This is a genomic window from Streptomyces sp. JW3, from assembly GCF_052216785.1.
GTDB lineage: Bacteria > Actinomycetota > Actinomycetes > Streptomycetales > Streptomycetaceae > Streptomyces.
Map to the genome: position 1 here is coordinate 15,953 of NZ_JBQOUX010000011.1, position 15,124 is coordinate 31,076.

General features: G+C 70.8%; 14 protein-coding genes. 6 read left to right on the top strand and 8 right to left on the bottom strand.

Annotation, left to right across the window (positions count from 1 at the left end; all coding sequences use genetic code 11):
* Window position 1: 1 nt before the first annotated feature.
* Window positions 2–1,846 carry an SCO2524 family protein gene (locus ACTT8P_RS07160; RefSeq protein ID WP_442830682.1) on the bottom strand — a complete coding sequence of 615 codons (1,845 nt, stop codon included), beginning with the start codon at window positions 1,844–1,846 and terminating at the stop codon, window positions 2–4.
* 66 nt (window positions 1,847–1,912) lie between these two features.
* Entirely contained in the window at window positions 1,913–2,662 is a 750-nt protein-coding gene (locus ACTT8P_RS07165; protein WP_442830683.1) for an SCO2525 family SAM-dependent methyltransferase, read from the bottom strand.
* 334 nt (window positions 2,663–2,996) lie between these two features.
* On the opposite strand from ACTT8P_RS07165, the gene ACTT8P_RS07170 reads away from it, so the two are divergent.
* Entirely contained in the window at window positions 2,997–3,563 is a 567-nt protein-coding gene (locus tag ACTT8P_RS07170) for a GNAT family N-acetyltransferase (RefSeq protein WP_442830684.1), read from the top strand.
* Between the two features lie 22 nt (window positions 3,564–3,585).
* Here ACTT8P_RS07170 and ACTT8P_RS07175 read toward each other — a convergent pair whose 3' ends face one another.
* Both ACTT8P_RS07175 and leuA read right to left on the bottom strand, forming a co-directional pair.
* The gene (locus ACTT8P_RS07175; RefSeq protein ID WP_442830685.1) at window positions 3,586–4,284 is read right to left on the bottom strand and encodes a TerB family tellurite resistance protein; all 699 of its coding nucleotides are present in this window, start codon (window positions 4,282–4,284) and stop codon (window positions 3,586–3,588) included.
* Window positions 4,285–4,471: 187 nt separating this feature from the next.
* Window positions 4,472–6,193 (bottom strand): 2-isopropylmalate synthase, encoded by a 1,722-nt coding sequence (gene leuA, locus ACTT8P_RS07180; RefSeq protein WP_442830686.1) that lies wholly within the window; start codon window positions 6,191–6,193, stop codon window positions 4,472–4,474.
* 355 nt (window positions 6,194–6,548) lie between these two features.
* On the opposite strand from leuA, the gene ACTT8P_RS07185 reads away from it, so the two are divergent.
* Genes ACTT8P_RS07185 through ACTT8P_RS07195 form a run of 3 tightly spaced genes read left to right on the top strand, consistent with a single transcriptional unit; the run spans window position 6,549 to window position 9,205 of the window.
* Complete coding sequence (locus tag ACTT8P_RS07185) at window positions 6,549–7,622, top strand: M4 family metallopeptidase (RefSeq protein ID WP_442830687.1); 1,074 nt, start codon at window positions 6,549–6,551, stop codon at window positions 7,620–7,622.
* Between the two features lie 36 nt (window positions 7,623–7,658).
* On the top strand, window positions 7,659–7,925 hold the full coding sequence (locus ACTT8P_RS07190) for a protealysin inhibitor emfourin (protein ID WP_442830688.1): 267 nt from the start codon (window positions 7,659–7,661) through the stop codon (window positions 7,923–7,925).
* Window positions 7,922–9,205, top strand: coding sequence for a GH1 family beta-glucosidase (locus ACTT8P_RS07195; protein WP_442830689.1), 1,284 nt, complete (start codon window positions 7,922–7,924; stop codon window positions 9,203–9,205). The genes ACTT8P_RS07190 and ACTT8P_RS07195 overlap by 4 nt, the downstream gene beginning before the upstream one ends.
* 3 nt (window positions 9,206–9,208) lie before the next feature.
* Here ACTT8P_RS07195 and era read toward each other — a convergent pair whose 3' ends face one another.
* The gene (gene era / locus ACTT8P_RS07200) at window positions 9,209–10,162 is read right to left on the bottom strand and encodes a GTPase Era (RefSeq protein ID WP_442830690.1); all 954 of its coding nucleotides are present in this window, start codon (window positions 10,160–10,162) and stop codon (window positions 9,209–9,211) included.
* A gap of 198 nt (window positions 10,163–10,360) precedes the next feature.
* Here era and ACTT8P_RS07205 point away from each other — a divergent pair, with 198 nt between their 5' ends.
* The gene (locus ACTT8P_RS07205) at window positions 10,361–11,671 is read left to right on the top strand and encodes an ammonium transporter (RefSeq protein ID WP_442830691.1); all 1,311 of its coding nucleotides are present in this window, start codon (window positions 10,361–10,363) and stop codon (window positions 11,669–11,671) included.
* Entirely contained in the window at window positions 11,668–12,006 is a 339-nt protein-coding gene (locus tag ACTT8P_RS07210) for a P-II family nitrogen regulator (RefSeq protein ID WP_442830692.1), read from the top strand. Before ACTT8P_RS07205 ends, ACTT8P_RS07210 begins: the two co-directional genes overlap by 4 nt.
* Window positions 12,007–12,017: 11 nt before the next feature.
* On the opposite strand, the gene ACTT8P_RS07215 is transcribed toward ACTT8P_RS07210, so the two are convergent.
* From ACTT8P_RS07215 to ACTT8P_RS07225, 3 genes are all read right to left on the bottom strand, one after another.
* Window positions 12,018–12,368 (bottom strand): cytidine deaminase, encoded by a 351-nt coding sequence (locus tag ACTT8P_RS07215; protein WP_442830693.1) that lies wholly within the window; start codon window positions 12,366–12,368, stop codon window positions 12,018–12,020.
* Window positions 12,365–13,534: a methyltransferase gene (locus ACTT8P_RS07220; protein ID WP_442830694.1), complete on the bottom strand. Its 1,170-nt coding sequence runs from the start codon at window positions 13,532–13,534 to the stop codon at window positions 12,365–12,367. Before ACTT8P_RS07220 ends, ACTT8P_RS07215 begins: the two co-directional genes overlap by 4 nt.
* 234 nt (window positions 13,535–13,768) lie before the next feature.
* On the bottom strand, window positions 13,769–15,010 hold the full coding sequence (locus tag ACTT8P_RS07225; RefSeq protein WP_442830695.1) for a helix-turn-helix domain-containing protein: 1,242 nt from the start codon (window positions 15,008–15,010) through the stop codon (window positions 13,769–13,771).
* Window positions 15,011–15,124: the final 114 nt, after the last annotated feature.

Consider the following 15,124-nt stretch of genomic DNA (forward strand, 5'->3'; position numbering starts at 1 on the left):
ATCACCCCTCCTTCACGCCGGCGTCCCTGGCCTGGGCCAGGGTGTCGAGTTCCTGGAGCACCGGCAGGACCAGTGCGAAGGCGGTGGCGGGCTGTTTGTCGACCAGGGTGCGGGCCCGGTCCAGGCGGCTTTCGATGCTGCGCATCGCCCGGCCCCGGTTGCCGCCGACGCCGGTGGCGGCCTGGAGCTGTTCCTTGCCGAACAGGTGGGTGGCCTCGCTGAGCAGTTCCTGGGCGAGCTGGGCCAGTTCGTTGCTGGGGATGGGCTGCTGCTCGTACAGGTTGCGGGCGGCGACCAGGCACTCGGTGACGCGCTCGGTGACGCTCCAGGACAGCCGCCGGTCCACGTCGTGCGCGTCCGGGTAGACGGCGCGTACGTCGTCCCAGAGGTCGGCGCCGTCGTCGGCCCGGATCCGCCGGTGCCACAGGTGCTCGAAGGTCTGCTCGGCCAGCCGCAGCAGCCGGCCCTGGGAGTTGATGTTCTGGGAGAGGATGGCGAGCTGGATGATCCGCTTGAGGAGCTGGGCGGAGTAGTCCGTCATCCGCCACTGGAGGACGCCGCCGGAGTGCTCGGACCCGGCGAGCGGCATGGTGACGCCGGGGTGGTGCAGCCGGATGGTGGGGTCGTCCTTGGTCATCCGGCTGTTGACCCGGCCGCGGTCGGCGAGCCGCTCCATGATGCCGACGGTGCGGGTGAGGTCGTCGTCGGTGGCGTTCCGGCGGACCAGGTCGTGCACCAGGATGGCCGCGACGGTCAGCGAGAAGTACTCCGACTCCAGCTGGAGTCCGGTGGTCTGCCAGGGCAGGTCCTCCAGCGGCCAGCGGTCGGCGCCGAAGCGGGCCACCGCCGACCAGTACTGCTGGCTCAGCTCCCAGCGCAGCCGCAGCATCTCGGCGAGTTTCTGCTGGTCCTCGTCGAGCAGGCCGAGGGTGAGGGTGCGGTTGGAGAACAGGTCCTGGATGCCGTCCAGGGCGACGACGGTGAAGTACACGTAGGGCAGCCGGTCGGCGATGCCGGCGGGCTGGCCGGGGACCGGGATCTCCAGGTCGGTGATCTCCGGCGCGTCCCGCACCACGCCCCAGGCCCAGCCGCACTCGAAGAGCTGGCTCTCGTCGCGGATGGACTCGTCGACCTGGATGCCGCGGGTGAGGCTCTCGATGATCGTGGCGCGCAGCGGCCGCAGCCGGCGGGCGAACTGCTGGAGCACGACGCGGTCGGACTGTCTGTTCTGCCCGATGACCTGGATCAGCCGCTTGCCCTGCTCGGACTCGGCGTCGAAGACGTTCACCGTGAAGGAGCGCAGCAGGCTGATCATCGCGGCGGTGAGCCGGGTGTTGGTGGCCTCGCGCAGGTCGCCGATGGCGGCGCGGATCTCGGGCCGGGTGGTGGTGGACTCGTAGACCTTGAGGAACCCGAGGGTGGCCAGGCAGAGGGTGACGGACATGGAGTAGGAGTCGACCACGCCCAGCTGGGACTGCTCGCGGGTGAGTTCGATGTCCGGCCGGGCCGGTTTGAAGTAGTAGCCGCCGGCGAAGGTGGGGCTGTCGTCCGGTCCGGTGTGGGTGCGCATGTACTGGGTCAGGGCGGTGATCAGGTTGGACGGGATCTCCAGCCGGCCGCCGACGTCCTCCAGGACGCGCAGCACCTCCCGGTCGGTGGTGTCCGGCTGGTCCAGCCGGAAGGCGGGCACCTCGGTGGCCGGGTACAGCAGGCAGAGCAGCCGCTCGGCGTCCGCGACGCTGCTCAGTCCGCCGGTCTCCCCCGAGAGGTATTTCCCGTTGTCGAACGAGTAACGGGCCACCGCCCGCCAGACGTCCAGCAGATGCTGGCGTGGCTTGATCTGCATCCCCGCACCCCTCGTACAGATCTCATTGCCTGGTCCTGTGCAGACATGGTCCCCGTTCCCCGGGTTCTAGGGAACGGCAACCACGGAATTGCGTCGGCCGAGCACGAGCAGCATTCCCTCGTGTCCCTTTCGCACCACCTGGTGGAGATCGTGGATCTCCAGTTCGTCGGTGAACTCCGCCAGGCTGTCCCGGGCCCGCTCCTCGTTCACCCGGTAGGCCGGGAAGTGCTGGTCCCCGACCTGGTATCCGACCGATTCCTTCATGAACGCGGCGGCGAACGGGGCGCCCGGCGACAGGGTGTTCAGGAAACAGCGCACGCCGCGCCGGAACTCCTCGGGGCACTCGGACATCGAGTCGGCGACGAAGAACATCGTCCCCAGGTCGTAGCGCTGCTGTCCGTCCAGGTCGAAGAGGTTGCGGCGCTCGACACGGACGATGTCGGCGACCCGGCCGGCCGGGTCGACGTCGTGGTAGGCCGGGTTTTCCCGCAGCACCTTCCAGAAGGCGTCCCAGGTCGAATCCAGGCCGCCTTCGGCGGTCTGCCGTTCCAGATATTCCACGTTCGGCTGCGCGTATTCGAGCAGTACGATCTTCTCGCACCACGGAAGCATGGCCAGCGCCGGATACATGTTCGCACCCGCGCCGACATCGACGCCCTGAACCGATTGCGGGACGGCCCCCCTGAAACAGCGGCTGAAATGGTCTCGCATCGCCCGCAGGATCAGCAGATCGACATCGAGCGGGGTTCGATAATTGACGTCGACATATGCCTCCGGATCGAACTTCGACCAAGGCGCGTCGGCGTTGCGATCCATAGTCACCCTGCCGCTTTCCATTCGTCTTCCGACAAAACCGCGTGCCGCGTACCTGATCTCCCGTGGACATCGGCGGACGAAAACGGCACTCGTTATTCCGCACGGTAGGCCACCCATAACGACACGGCCAGCACGGAATACGCCAGTCCCCTTCTGCCGGGCGCACGTCCGGCGCACCGTCGCACACTCGAACTCGCCCTTGCACGGCGGGAGTTGGCAGCACACTCTAGCCAGAAGCCGTCACCGCACGCCACACAAAGCTGGTTTTCCCGAGGGGTGAATGGCGCAGCCCTGAAGTTGACTTCCGTCCGAGATTCACCGATCGGGGGGTGGCATGACCGCCGAACCGCTGGAACGTTTCCTCAATCGCCACGAGCAGCTCAGGGCACCCGTCCGCATCCCGGACCCACGGTCCGCGCCGGAGCCGGGGACCCTGCTGCTGCGCACGGCGCGGGAGACCGACCTGCCCGAATTGCGGCGCCTGGACAAGGAGGTCTTCCAAGAGGTCGCCTACCCCGGTTTCCTGCTGCGCCAGCTGTACGACATGTACGCCGAGCACTTCCTGGTCCTGGACGACGGCCGGGGCCTGCTGCGCGGCTATGTGCTGGCCGGCACGACCGCGCTGGACCGGGACAGCTGGATCCTGGGCCTGTGCGTGACCCAGGACCGCCGGCGGCACGGGCTGGGGCGGGAGCTGATGCGGGAGGTCCTGGTGCGGCTGCGCGGCGCCGGGGTGGAACGGGTCCGGCTCACCGTGGAGCCCGGCAACCGGGCCGCGATCCTCCTCTACCGCTCGCTGGGGTTCCGTCCCGAGCCGCCCGACAAGGGCATGCGGCCGGACTACTTCGGGCCCGGCATGCACCGGCGGGTGCTGCGGCTGGACCTGGTCCCGCAGGAGTGAGGCCGGCCCCGGTGCGGCGGGGTCAGGAAGGCGTCCGGGCCGCCGCCGCCAGCAGCCGGGTCACGTCGCCCGAGCAGATGGTCAGGGCCGCGCCCACCGTGGCCAGGGCGTCCCGCTCGGCGGGGCGGTAGGGGCCGTCGGCGAGGGCGATCCGGGCGCCCTGGAGCAGGATCGACTCCCGGCCGGCCGCGGCGAGGTGCGGGGCCAGCGGGTCCAGCGCCTCGTGCAGCTCTATGGCGAGGCCGGGCCCGCAGGGCTCGCCCTGGATCCGCCCGGTGTCCGCCGCGAGCGCCGTCACCAGCGCCTCCAGCCGCTCCTCGGTGCAGTCCTCGTAGCCCGCCGCGCGCACCGCCTCGGCCGCCGCCGTCAGCGCCGTCCGGGAGCCGGTGCCGCCGGCCGCCAGCACCGCGAGGGCGACGGTGTGCACGGCGTCGCGGAGCATCGCGGAGAAGCGGGTGGTGGTGGGGTGGTCCAGGACGTCGGTGCCGAAGTGGCGCCGGCAGGCCGCGCACTCGACGACCGGGCCGGTGTCGCCGCGGGGCAGCACCGGCAGGCCCAGCAGCGCGAGGCGGCGGCGGCCGGTGAGGCGCCGGTAGTTGCGGTCCCCGCCGCAGCCGGGGCAGAAGAACTCGCCGTCGCCGACGGCCGTCCACGCGGTGCGGGTCCCCAGGATGCGCGGCGGCCGGGCAGCTCGGCCGTTCCGTCCCCGTCCAGGCAGCACGTCGCACCTCCGTAACCGCACGGCAACATCGCCGTGCTGGCGTGATGTTAGCCACATCGCCGCCGTGGAGTCAGTACCCCGTACGAGACCTTTCCGTGACCTGCACAGGCATGTGGCCGGTATATGACGCCGCCCCGCCCGCCCCCATAGCGGGGCGAACGGGGCGGCGGTTCACCGGTCCGGCTGGTCAGCGAGCCGCGCGGTTGACGGCGGAGACGACCGCCTTCAGCGAGGCACGCGTCGTGTTCGCGTCGATTCCGATCCCCCACAGAACCTTGTCGCCGATGGCGCACTCGATGTAGGAGGCGGCCTGCGCGGAGGCGCCCTCGCTCATCGTGTGCTCCTGGTAGTCCAGCAGCCGTACGTCGATGCCGACCGCCTGGAGGGCGTCGAAGAAGGCCGAGATCGGACCGTTTCCGGAGCCGGTCAGCACGGTGTCGGCGCCGTCGACGACGGCCTCGACGGTGAGGGTGTCCACCCCGTCCCGGTCGGTGGTGGTCTGGCCGGTGCGGACCTGGATGCGGCCCCAGGCGTTGTCCGGGTTGGGCAGGTACTCGTCCTGGAAGACCTCCCAGATCGCCGACGGGGTGATCTCGCCGCCCTCGGCGTCCGTCTTGGCCTGGATGGTCTTCGAGAACTCGATCTGCATCCGGCGCGGCAGGTCCAGCTTGTGGTCGTTCTTCAGCACGTAGGCGATCCCGCCCTTGCCGGACTGCGAGTTGACCCGGATGACCGCCTCGTAGGACCGGCCGACGTCCTTGGGGTCGATGGGCAGGTACGGGACGGCCCACTCCAGGTCGTCCACGGTGACCCCGCGCGCCGCCGCGTCGGCCTCCATCGCGTCGAAGCCCTTCTTGATGGCGTCCTGGTGGGAGCCGGAGAAGGACGTGTAGACCAGGTCGCCCGCGTACGGGTGGCGCGGGTGGACCTCCATCTGGTTGCAGTACTCCCAGGTACGACGGATCTCGTCGATGTCGGAGAAGTCGATCTGCGGGTCGACGCCCTGGGAGAACAGGTTCATCCCCAGGGTGACCAGGTCGACGTTGCCGGTGCGCTCGCCCTGGCCGAACAGGCAGCCCTCGACGCGGTCGGCACCGGCCATCACGGCCAGCTCGGCCGCCGCCACCGCCGTACCCCGGTCGTTGTGCGGGTGGACGGAGAGCACCACGTGCTCGCGGCGGGACAGGTGGCGGTGCATCCACTCGAAGCGGTCGGCGTGCGTGGCCGGGGTGGAACGCTCCACGGTGGCCGGCAGGTTGAGGATGATCTCGCGGTCCGGGCCGGGCTGGTAGACGTCCATCACCGCCTCGCAGACCTCCAGCGCGAAGTCCAGCTCGGTGTCGGTGAAGATCTCCGGGCTGTACTGGTAGCCGAAGACCGTCTCCGGGCCCAGCAGCTTCTCCGCGTACTCCATGACCAGCCGGGTGCCGTCCACGGCGATCTGCTTGATGTCGTCCTTGGAGCCGCGGAAGACGACCCGGCGGAAGACCGGCGCGGTCGCGTTGTACAGGTGGACGGTGGCCCGCCTGGCGCCCTTCAGCGACTCCACGGTCCGCTCGATCAGGTCCTCGCGGGCCTGCGTCAGTACGGAGATGGTGACGTCGTCGGGGATGGCGTCCGGGTCCTCGATGATGGACCGCACGAATTCGTAGTCGGTCTGGCCGGAGGCCGGGAAGCCGACCTCGATCTCCTTGTAGCCCATCTTGACCAGCAGATCGAACATCGCGCGCTTGCGGGCGGGCGACATGGGGTCGATCAGGGCCTGGTTGCCGTCGCGCAGATCGGTGGAGAGCCAGCGGGGGGCGGTGGTGATCCGCTGGCCCGGCCAGGTGCGGTCGGTGATGTCGACCTGCTCGTAGCCGCGGTACTTCTGGACCGGCATGGAACTGGGCTGCTGGCGATTGACCATGGTGGCGAGGGCTCCTCGATGTGTCCGCGGTTTCCGCGAGTCGCGGTGATCCGCGAGTCCGGAAGGACGGCCGACGACGCAACACTCAGCTCCGCGGGGAGGGAGTCGGCCTCGACTACAGGCCCTCGCCGCGGCAGCTAAGGAGAAGCAGCCCGAAACGCATGGTGCTGTGCAGCGTAGCCCAGCCGGGCCGGATACGCGGGTCCGTATCAGTATGCGGGACCGGTGGGAGAACCGGGACAAAAAGTGCCGCATACCACTTGAGGGACGCCGGGGTCACTCACCGGTGCCTCAGTTTCACCAATCATGATTGCAGGTAGTGACAGGGGCGCTACGCAGTGCGATGGTTCGATGCATGAACACCAACGGGGGCTTCCAGCCCGTCTTCTGCACCATCGTCCCGCCGCACCTTCTCGACCGGCTCTCCCGGGCCGAGAACAGCACGGTCGCCGACCGGGCCCGCCGCACCCTGCGGCGCGACGCAGCCGAGCGTACCCAGCGCCGCCTGACCACGGTGGTCGGCGCGCGCACCGTGGCCGCGCCCGCGGGCGCCGCGGCCGGCAAGCCGCACCGCACCATCTACGACCTGCGGCACGGCACCGACCTGCCGGGCACCAAGGTGCGCGGCGAGGGCGACAAACCCGGCAAGGACGCCACCGTCAACCGCGCCTACGCGGGCCTCGGCACCACCTACGAGATGCTCTTCAAGGCGTACGGGCGCAACTCGATCGACGGCAACGGACTGCCGCTGGACGCCTCCGTGCACTACGACCACGACTACGGCAACGCGTTCTGGAACGGCGAGCAGATGGTGTTCGGCGACGGGGACGGCGAGATCTTCCTCGACTTCACCGTCTCCCTCGACGTCATCGGCCACGAACTCGTCCACGGCGTCACCCAGTACACGGCCAACCTGGCCTACTTCAACCAGAGCGGCGCCCTGAACGAGTCGGTCTCGGACGTCTTCGGCTCCCTCATCAAGCAGTACTCCAAGGACCAGACCGCCGAGCAGGCCGACTGGCTGATCGGCGAGGGCCTGCTCGGCCCGGACGTCACCGGCACCGCGCTGCGCTCGCTGAAGGCCCCGGGCACGGCCTACGACGACGACGTGCTCGGCAAGGACCCGCAGCCCGCGACGATGGACGACTACGTGCAGACCGGCCAGGACAACGGCGGTGTGCACATCAACTCCGGCATCCCCAACCACGCCTTCTACCTGTTCGCCAAGGCGCTGGGCGGCAAGGCGTGGGAGCGCGCCGGGCAGGTCTGGTACGACGCGCTGACCGGCGGCCGGCTGGGCTCGGACGCGACGTTCGAGGAGTTCGCCGGGCTGACCCTGGCGGCGGCCCGGGAGCGGTACGGCGACGACGGGGAGGAACTGGACGCGGTGAGCAAGGCGTGGGAACAGGTCGGGGTGCCCACCTCCTAGTTCCGTATCCGGCCGGGAGGCACTAGACACAGAGCCATGCGGATTCAGGTGCGGCGTACAGGAGGCTTCGCGGGCATCGAGCGGCGCGCGGAGGTGGACACCGCCGGGCGGCCGGACGCGCAGGAGTGGCACGCGCTGGCCGAGCGGGCGGTGGAGACCGCCCGGACCACCCCGCCCGTCGGGGTGCCGGACGGGTTCAGCTACCAGATCACCGTGGACGGCCGGACGGTGTACGCGGCCGATCCCCGGCTGACCGAGGAACAGCGGCGGCTGATCTCCCGGGTGCTCAAGGAGGGCGCGTGAGTGGCCCGATACCCGCGTTCCCGGCCGGTTTCCGGTGGGGTGTGTCGACCTCGGCGCACCAGATCGAGGGGGCCGTCGAGACCCGCGAGCGGTCGGTGTGGGACGCGTTCAGTGACCGGCCGGGGCGGGTCCGGGACGGTTCGACGGCGGCGGTGGCCTGCGACCACTGCCGCCGGTACCGGGAGGACGTGGCGCTGCTGGCCGGTCTGGGCGTGGACGCGTACCGCTTCTCGGTGTCCTGGCCGCGGGTGAACTCCCCCGGCGGACTGGACTTCTACGACCGGCTGACGGACGAGCTGTGCGCGGCGGGCGTGCGCCCGGTGCCGACCCTCTTCCACTGGGACCTGCCGCTCGGCCTCGACTGGCGGCAGCGGGCCACGGCGGACCGGTTCGCCGGGTACGTGGCCCGGGTCGCGGACCGGCTCGGCGACCGGGTGGGCAGCTGGATCACGCTCAACGAGCCCGCCGAACACACCCTGCTGGGCCACGCCCTGGGGGTGCACGCGCCGGGTGAGCGGCTGCTGTTCGACGCGCTGCCGGTGGCCCACCACCAACTCCTCGCGCACGGCCTGGCGGTCCGGGCGCTGCGCGCGGCCGGCGCGACCGGCATCGGCATCGCCAACTCGCACGGCCCGACCTGGCCGGCCTCCGAGCAGCCCGCCGACCGGGAGGCGGCCGACCTCTACGACACCCTGCTGAACCGGATGTTCGCCGACCCGCTGCTGCTCGGCCGCTACCCGGACGGCGTCGGTGAGCTGATGCCGGGGGACGTCGACGCGGACCTGGAGGTGATCGCCGAGCCGCTGGACTTCTACGGCGTGAACTACTACGCGCCGGCCCGGGTGGGCGCCCCGGACGGTACGGACCAGTTCGGCGCCGAACTCCCCTTCTCCCGCCGGGAGATCCCGGGCCGCCCGGTGACCGACTCCGGCTGGCCGGTGGTCCCCAAGGCGCTGACCGAGCTGCTCACCGGCTTCCGCGCCCGCTACGGCGACCGCCTCCCGCCGATCGTGATCACCGAGAACGGCTGCGCCTACGACGGCCTCGACGACCAGGCCCGCATCGCCTACCTCGACGGCCACCTGCGCGCCCTGCACGAGGCGCTGACCGCCGGGGTGGACGTACGCGGCTACTTCGTGTGGTCGCTGCTGGACAACTTCGAGTGGGCGGAGGGGTACGCGCACCGGTTCGGCCTGGTGCACGTCGACTTCACGACGCAGCGGCGGACGCCCAAAGCGTCGTACAGATGGTTCCGGGAGGTGTTGCGGGAGCAGCGGTGACGGTCAGAAACCCAGCCGTCGCAACTGCTTGGGATCCCGCTGCCAGTCCTTCGCCACCTTCACATGCAGGTCCAGGAAGACCGGCGTGCCCAGCAGCGCCTCGATCTGTTTGCGGGACTTGATGCCGACGTCCTTCAGCCGCTTGCCCTTGGGACCGATGATGATCCCCTTCTGGCTGGGCCGCTCGATGAAGACGTTGGCGTGGATGTCGAGCAGCGGCTTGTCGGCCGGACGGTCCTCGCGCGGCAGCATCTCCTCGACGACCACGGCGATGGAGTGCGGCAGCTCGTCGCGGACGCCCTCCAGCGCGGCCTCCCGGATCAGCTCGGCGACCATGACCTGCTCGGGCTCGTCGGTGAGGTCGCCCTCGGGGTAGAGGGTGGGGCCCTCGGGCATGAGCGGGACGAGGAGGTCGGCGAGCAGGTCGACCTGCTGCCCGGCGGTGGCGGACACCGGGACGATCTCGGCCCAGCCGATGCCCAGCTCCTGTCCGAGCTGGTCGACGGCGATGAGCTGCTCGGCCAGCGTCTTGCCGTCCACCAGGTCGGTCTTGGTGACGACGGCGACCTTCGGGGTCTTCTTGATCCCGGCGAGTTCCTTGGCGATGAACCGGTCGCCGGGGCCGAGCTTCTCGTTGGCGGGCAGACAGAAGCCGATCACGTCGACCTCGGCCCAGGTGGTGCGCACCACGTCGTTGAGCCGCTCGCCGAGCAGGGTGCGCGGCTTGTGCAGTCCCGGGGTGTCGACCAGGATCAGCTGGGCGTCGGGCCGGTGCACGATGCCCCGCACGGTGTGCCGGGTGGTCTGCGGACGGTTGGAGGTGATCGCCACCTTCTGCCCGACCAGAGCGTTCGTGAGGGTGGACTTGCCCGCGTTGGGACGGCCCACGAAGCAGGCGAAGCCGGCCCGGTGAACAGCCTCGGCCGGTTCTTCGGATGACTGGGTACGAACGCTCATGGCGCCCATTGTCCCTGATCCACAGGGCCCCGCCGTACCAGTGTCCTGGCGTGCCCCCGACAGGCCCGCGCGGGGTGAGCTTTGCGAAACCCGCACGCAACGAAACGCTACGGAAACACCGCTGTGCGCGAGCGGAAACGCGAGGCGGTGACGCTCGGACGAGCCCCCACCCCGTCGGAGACCCGTTGGAGACCGACCGTGCCCCTCGCCGCCGCCACCGTGGACACCGGTGACACCGCCTGGCTGCTCGCCGCCACCGCCCTGGTCCTGCTGATGACGCCGGGCCTGGCCCTGTTCTACGGCGGCATGGTCCGCGCGAAGAGCGTGCTCAACATGCTGATGATGAGCTTCGTGTCGATCGCGCTGGTGACGGTGGTGTGGCTGGCGTGCGGCTACTCGCTGGCCTTCGGCGCCGACGCCGGCGGCGGGCTGATCGGCGGCCTGGAGCACGCCGGGATGGCGGGCCTGGGCCCGGACAGCGCCCGGGGCACGGTCCCCACCGTCCTGTTCGCCACCTTCCAGCTCACCTTCGCGATCATCACCGCCGCTCTGGTCAGCGGGGCGGTCGCGGATCGGGCGAAGTTCGGCGCGTGGCTGGTCTTCGTCCCCGTCTGGGCGCTGCTCGTATACGTTCCCGTCGCGCACTGGGTGTGGGGCCCCGGCGGCTGGATCATGGACAGGCTGGGCGCCCTCGACTTCGCGGGCGGGCTGCCGGTCGAGATCACCTCCGGCGCCTCCGGACTGGCGCTGTGCCTGGTGCTCGGCCCGCGGCTCGGTTTCAAGCGGGACGCGATGCGTCCGCACAACCTGCCGATGGTGGTGCTGGGCGCCGGGCTGCTCTGGTTCGGCTGGTTCGGCTTCAACGCGGGCTCCGCGCTCGGCGCGAACGGCCTGGCGGCCGCCGCCTTCCTCAACACCCTCGCGGCCGGCTGTACGGGTCTGCTGGGCTGGCTCTTCGTCGAGCAGCGGCGCGACGGCCACCCCACCACGCTGGGCGCGGCCTCCGGCGCGGTGGCCGGCCTGGTCGCCGTCACCCCGTCCTGCGGCTCGGTGTCGCTGCTGGGCGCGCTGGTGGTGGGGCTGGCCGCGGGCGGCGTCTGCTCCTGGGCGGTGAGCTGGAAGTTCAGGCTGAACTACGACGACTCGCTGGACGTCGTCGGGGTCCACCTGGTCGGCGGGATCATCGGCACGCTGCTGATCGGCGTCTTCGCCACGTCCGCGATGACCGGCGGCGCCGAGGGTCTGCTGTACGGCGGCGGCCTCGCCCAGCTCGGCAAGCAGCTGCTGGCGGTGGTCGCCGTGGCCGCGTACGCCTTCGCAATGACGTACGGCATCGGCCGGCTGCTGGACCGGACGATGGGCCTGCGGGCGAGCCCGGAGCAGGAGCAGACCGGCCTGGACCTTACGGTGCACGCGGAGACGGCCTACGATCACGGGGTCCTGGGCCACGGCGCCCCGGTCGGCGCGTCCGCTCTCCCCACCGCTCAGAAGGTCAAGCCCCCGGCATGAAGCTCATCACCGCCATCGTCAAGCCGCACCGCCTCGACGAGGTCAAGACCGCCCTGCGGGACCTGGGCGTCCAGGGCCTGACCGTCACCGAGGCCAGCGGCTACGGCCGGCAGCGCGGCCACACCGAGGTCTACCGCGGCGCCGAGTACCAGGTCGACCTGGTACCGAAGGTCCGCATCGAGGTGGTCGTCGAGGACGCGGACGCCGAGGCGGTGCTCGACGCGGTCGTGCGGGCCGCGCGGACCGGCAAGATCGGCGACGGCAAGGTGTGGGCGGTGCCGGTCGAGACGGTCGTCCGGGTCCGCACCGGCGAACGCGGCCCGGACGCGCTCTAGATCCTGGTGAATCAGCCGGCGGTGACGGTCTCCCGGACCTCGCCGTCGGGCCCGGCCACCAGCACCGGCGTCTTCGGACCGCCCAGGTCCCGGACGGCCGCCAGGTCCTCGTCGGGCAGGGACGCGGCGCCGGTCACCACCGCCGCCGCCTCCAGCGAGGCCGCGCCGGAGGCCACCGCCATCGCCACCGCCGTACGCAGCGCGCTGAGGTTCAGGGAGTCCAGGGCCACGGTGCCGGCGACGTAGGTACGGCCGGTCTCGTCGCGCACGGCGGCACCCTCGGGCACCTGGTTGCGGGCCCGCGCGGAACGGGCCAGGGTGACGATCTTCTTGTCCTCGGGGGCGAGCGCGCTGTCGGTCATGGAGTGAGCATACGAAAGCCCTGATCGGGCCGGGCGGGTACCAGCCGCCAGAGCGAGGTGACCTCTGCGGCTCTGGCGGCGTGCAGGGGATCGGCAGTGTCCCGCACCCGTGAGTGCCGCGGCCGGATGTCGGTCCGGTCCAGCACGCGCAGGCCGGCCGCCTCGATGCGGGCCAGGAGGTCGCCGCGCGTGCGGAGGCCGAGGCGCTCGGCCAGGTCCGAGAGGATCAGCCATCCCTCGCCGCCCGGTTCGAGGTGGGCGGTGAGCCCGTTCAGGAAGCCGTGGAGCATGGCACAGCCCGGGTCGTAGACGGCTCGCTCCAGTGCGGAGGTGGGCCGGGCCGGGATCCAGGGCGGATTGCAGACGACGAGGTGCGCACGGCCGTCGGGAAACAGGCCGGGGCCCACGACGTCGATGTGCCCGGTGCAGCGGAGCCGGCGGACGTTGTCGCGGGCGCAGGCCAGGGCACGCGGGCTGGCGTCAGTGGCCACGACCCGGTCGAACCCCCGCCTGACCAGGACGGCGGCGAGCACTCCCGTTCCCGTACCGAGGTCGAACGCGGTACGGAGACCCGCGCGGCGGCCCGCTGGTGCGGCGGGAAGCGGTGCGTGGGCGACGAGGTCGACGTACTCGCCCCGGACCGGGGAGAACACGCCGTAATGCGGATGGACGCGAGCATCGAGGGCCGGTACCCACACGCCCTTCGTACGCCACTGATGTGCTCCGATCACACCGAGCAGCTCGGTGAGCGGGACGGCCAGTGGCCCGCACGGCGGACCGTACGCCTCGGTGCATGCCTGGCGCACGTCGGGAGCTCTGCGCAGGTTCACGCGGTAGTCGTCTTCGAGCAGGACGAGAAGCCCGCCCAGCACGCGGGCGCGGTGGCCGCGGGCCCTGCGGTGCAGATGGAAGGAGTCCGCCGGGCTCTCCCCCTGCCGGGCCGGTTTCCGGTCGATACGGCGGCCCATCGCCCGCAGCAATTGACGTGCGTCGGGGAAGCCGCCCCGCCACAACAGGGCGGTGCCTTCGCAGACCAGACGGTGGGCGACCGCGGCCTTCATACGGTCGTCCGCGCCGACGACGCGGCCAGGCGGCGGTGTCGCGCTCTCGGAATGCCAGGGGGCGGAACGGAGCGTGTTCGTCTCGGTCCAGTGGATCGTGTCCACGGTGTACTCCTCGTGATCGAACGTGCGGGGGCACGAAGAGCACTTCGACGAGGAGAGGAGCGGTCAGGGCGGGCCGGGCTACCGCTCCCGCGTCGAAGCGCGGGAGGAGGAGTCACCGAGAACCATGCCTAGCGTCATGACCAGCCCTTTCGAAGAGATGAGGCAGGAGGTTCGCACAGGTCCCCCACTGCGGGCAACTCCTTTGTGGGAGCCGCGTCGTGCCCCAGTCCGATGTCAGTCGTTGGCGCGGAGCGCGGCCAGGAGCCCGCGTCCCTCCTTGGTACCGCGCCGCAGAAGGACGGCGGCCACGGTGTGGAGTTCGTTCCACGAGTGGGGGCGGCCGATGTCGGCTGCGTCCGCCACGGTCGCCGTGGCGACCGCGACTGCTTCCTCGGCTTCACTCGCCTCGGCGAGGGCGTGCGCGTGGCATGCCCGGTACCAGGTTCGGTCACGCCGGTAGTCGTCCGGCAATGCTTCCAAGCCGACCGCGAAGTGATCGACGGCCGCCCGCCAGTCCCTCAAGTGCACGGCAGCCATGCCTCGTTGCAGGATGAACCACGTCTCGCCGTAGAAATACATCCATGGTGGCTCGTCCTCCGGGTGCTTGGCCGCGCGGCTGATGAGTTCTTGGGCTTCATTCAGCAATCGCTCGGCCTCATGGGCGTCGCCGTTGAGCGCGTGGCCCCGGGCGGCCATCTGAGCGGCCATGCCCTGAACGCCGAGGGACGTGCCGGGCGTCGACCAGCGGGCGGCCTCCGCCAGCCGCACGCATCGGTCTCCGCGGCCACCGGACCAGGCCATGTGCGCCTTCATACTGAGCGTCGTGGCGGCCATGTCGGCGTCCCCGGCCTCCAGCGCCCACTCGTGGCTGCGGTCGTACCAGGCCAGCGCGGCTGCCGTCTGCCCCTGGTCCTGAGCCATCCATGCCAGGAACTGCGCGTGCTCGGAGGCCAGACGCACCACCCGGTCACCCAGCGGGCCGCGCGCGCTGCCGTACAGGTCCACGACCGTCCGGATCTGCTGGCGCATCAGGCCGACGAGCGGCCGTGACCCGATCTCGTCCTCGGCCCGGCGGTGCTCCGCCAGCAGCCGGTCAAGCCAGTCGAGTGTGGGGACATCCACGCGCTGTCGGCCGTCCACCACGCTCGTCACCCGAGCCAACAGGCCGCCGTCCGGTCTCATGTCGGGCAACGCGAGGCCGGGCACAGGAATCGGGGACCTCTCGGTGGCCTGGCGGCACACCGGAATGTCCAGCCCTCCCACGATGCGCTGACGCACCTCCACGGACGTGACGTGTCGCCGGCCCCGCTCGATGTCGGACACCTCTGGCTGGGCGAGACCGGCGCGTTCCCCGAGCTTCGTCTGGCTCAGCCCTGTGAGCTTCCGGTAGGTACGGAACACGGCGCCCCAGTCCTCAGCGGCGACCGCTGCGAGCAACTGCGGATGCGACCACAAGTCCACGCGGAATTCCCCCATACCTCAAATATAGGGCGGGCCTATAGGGCCACCGCATGGCCTGGAGCAGGTTCCTGCTAAAGGGTCTTCCTGCAAGGACCCCCGCAACCGTGGCGACGGCCCGGGGGCATGGCC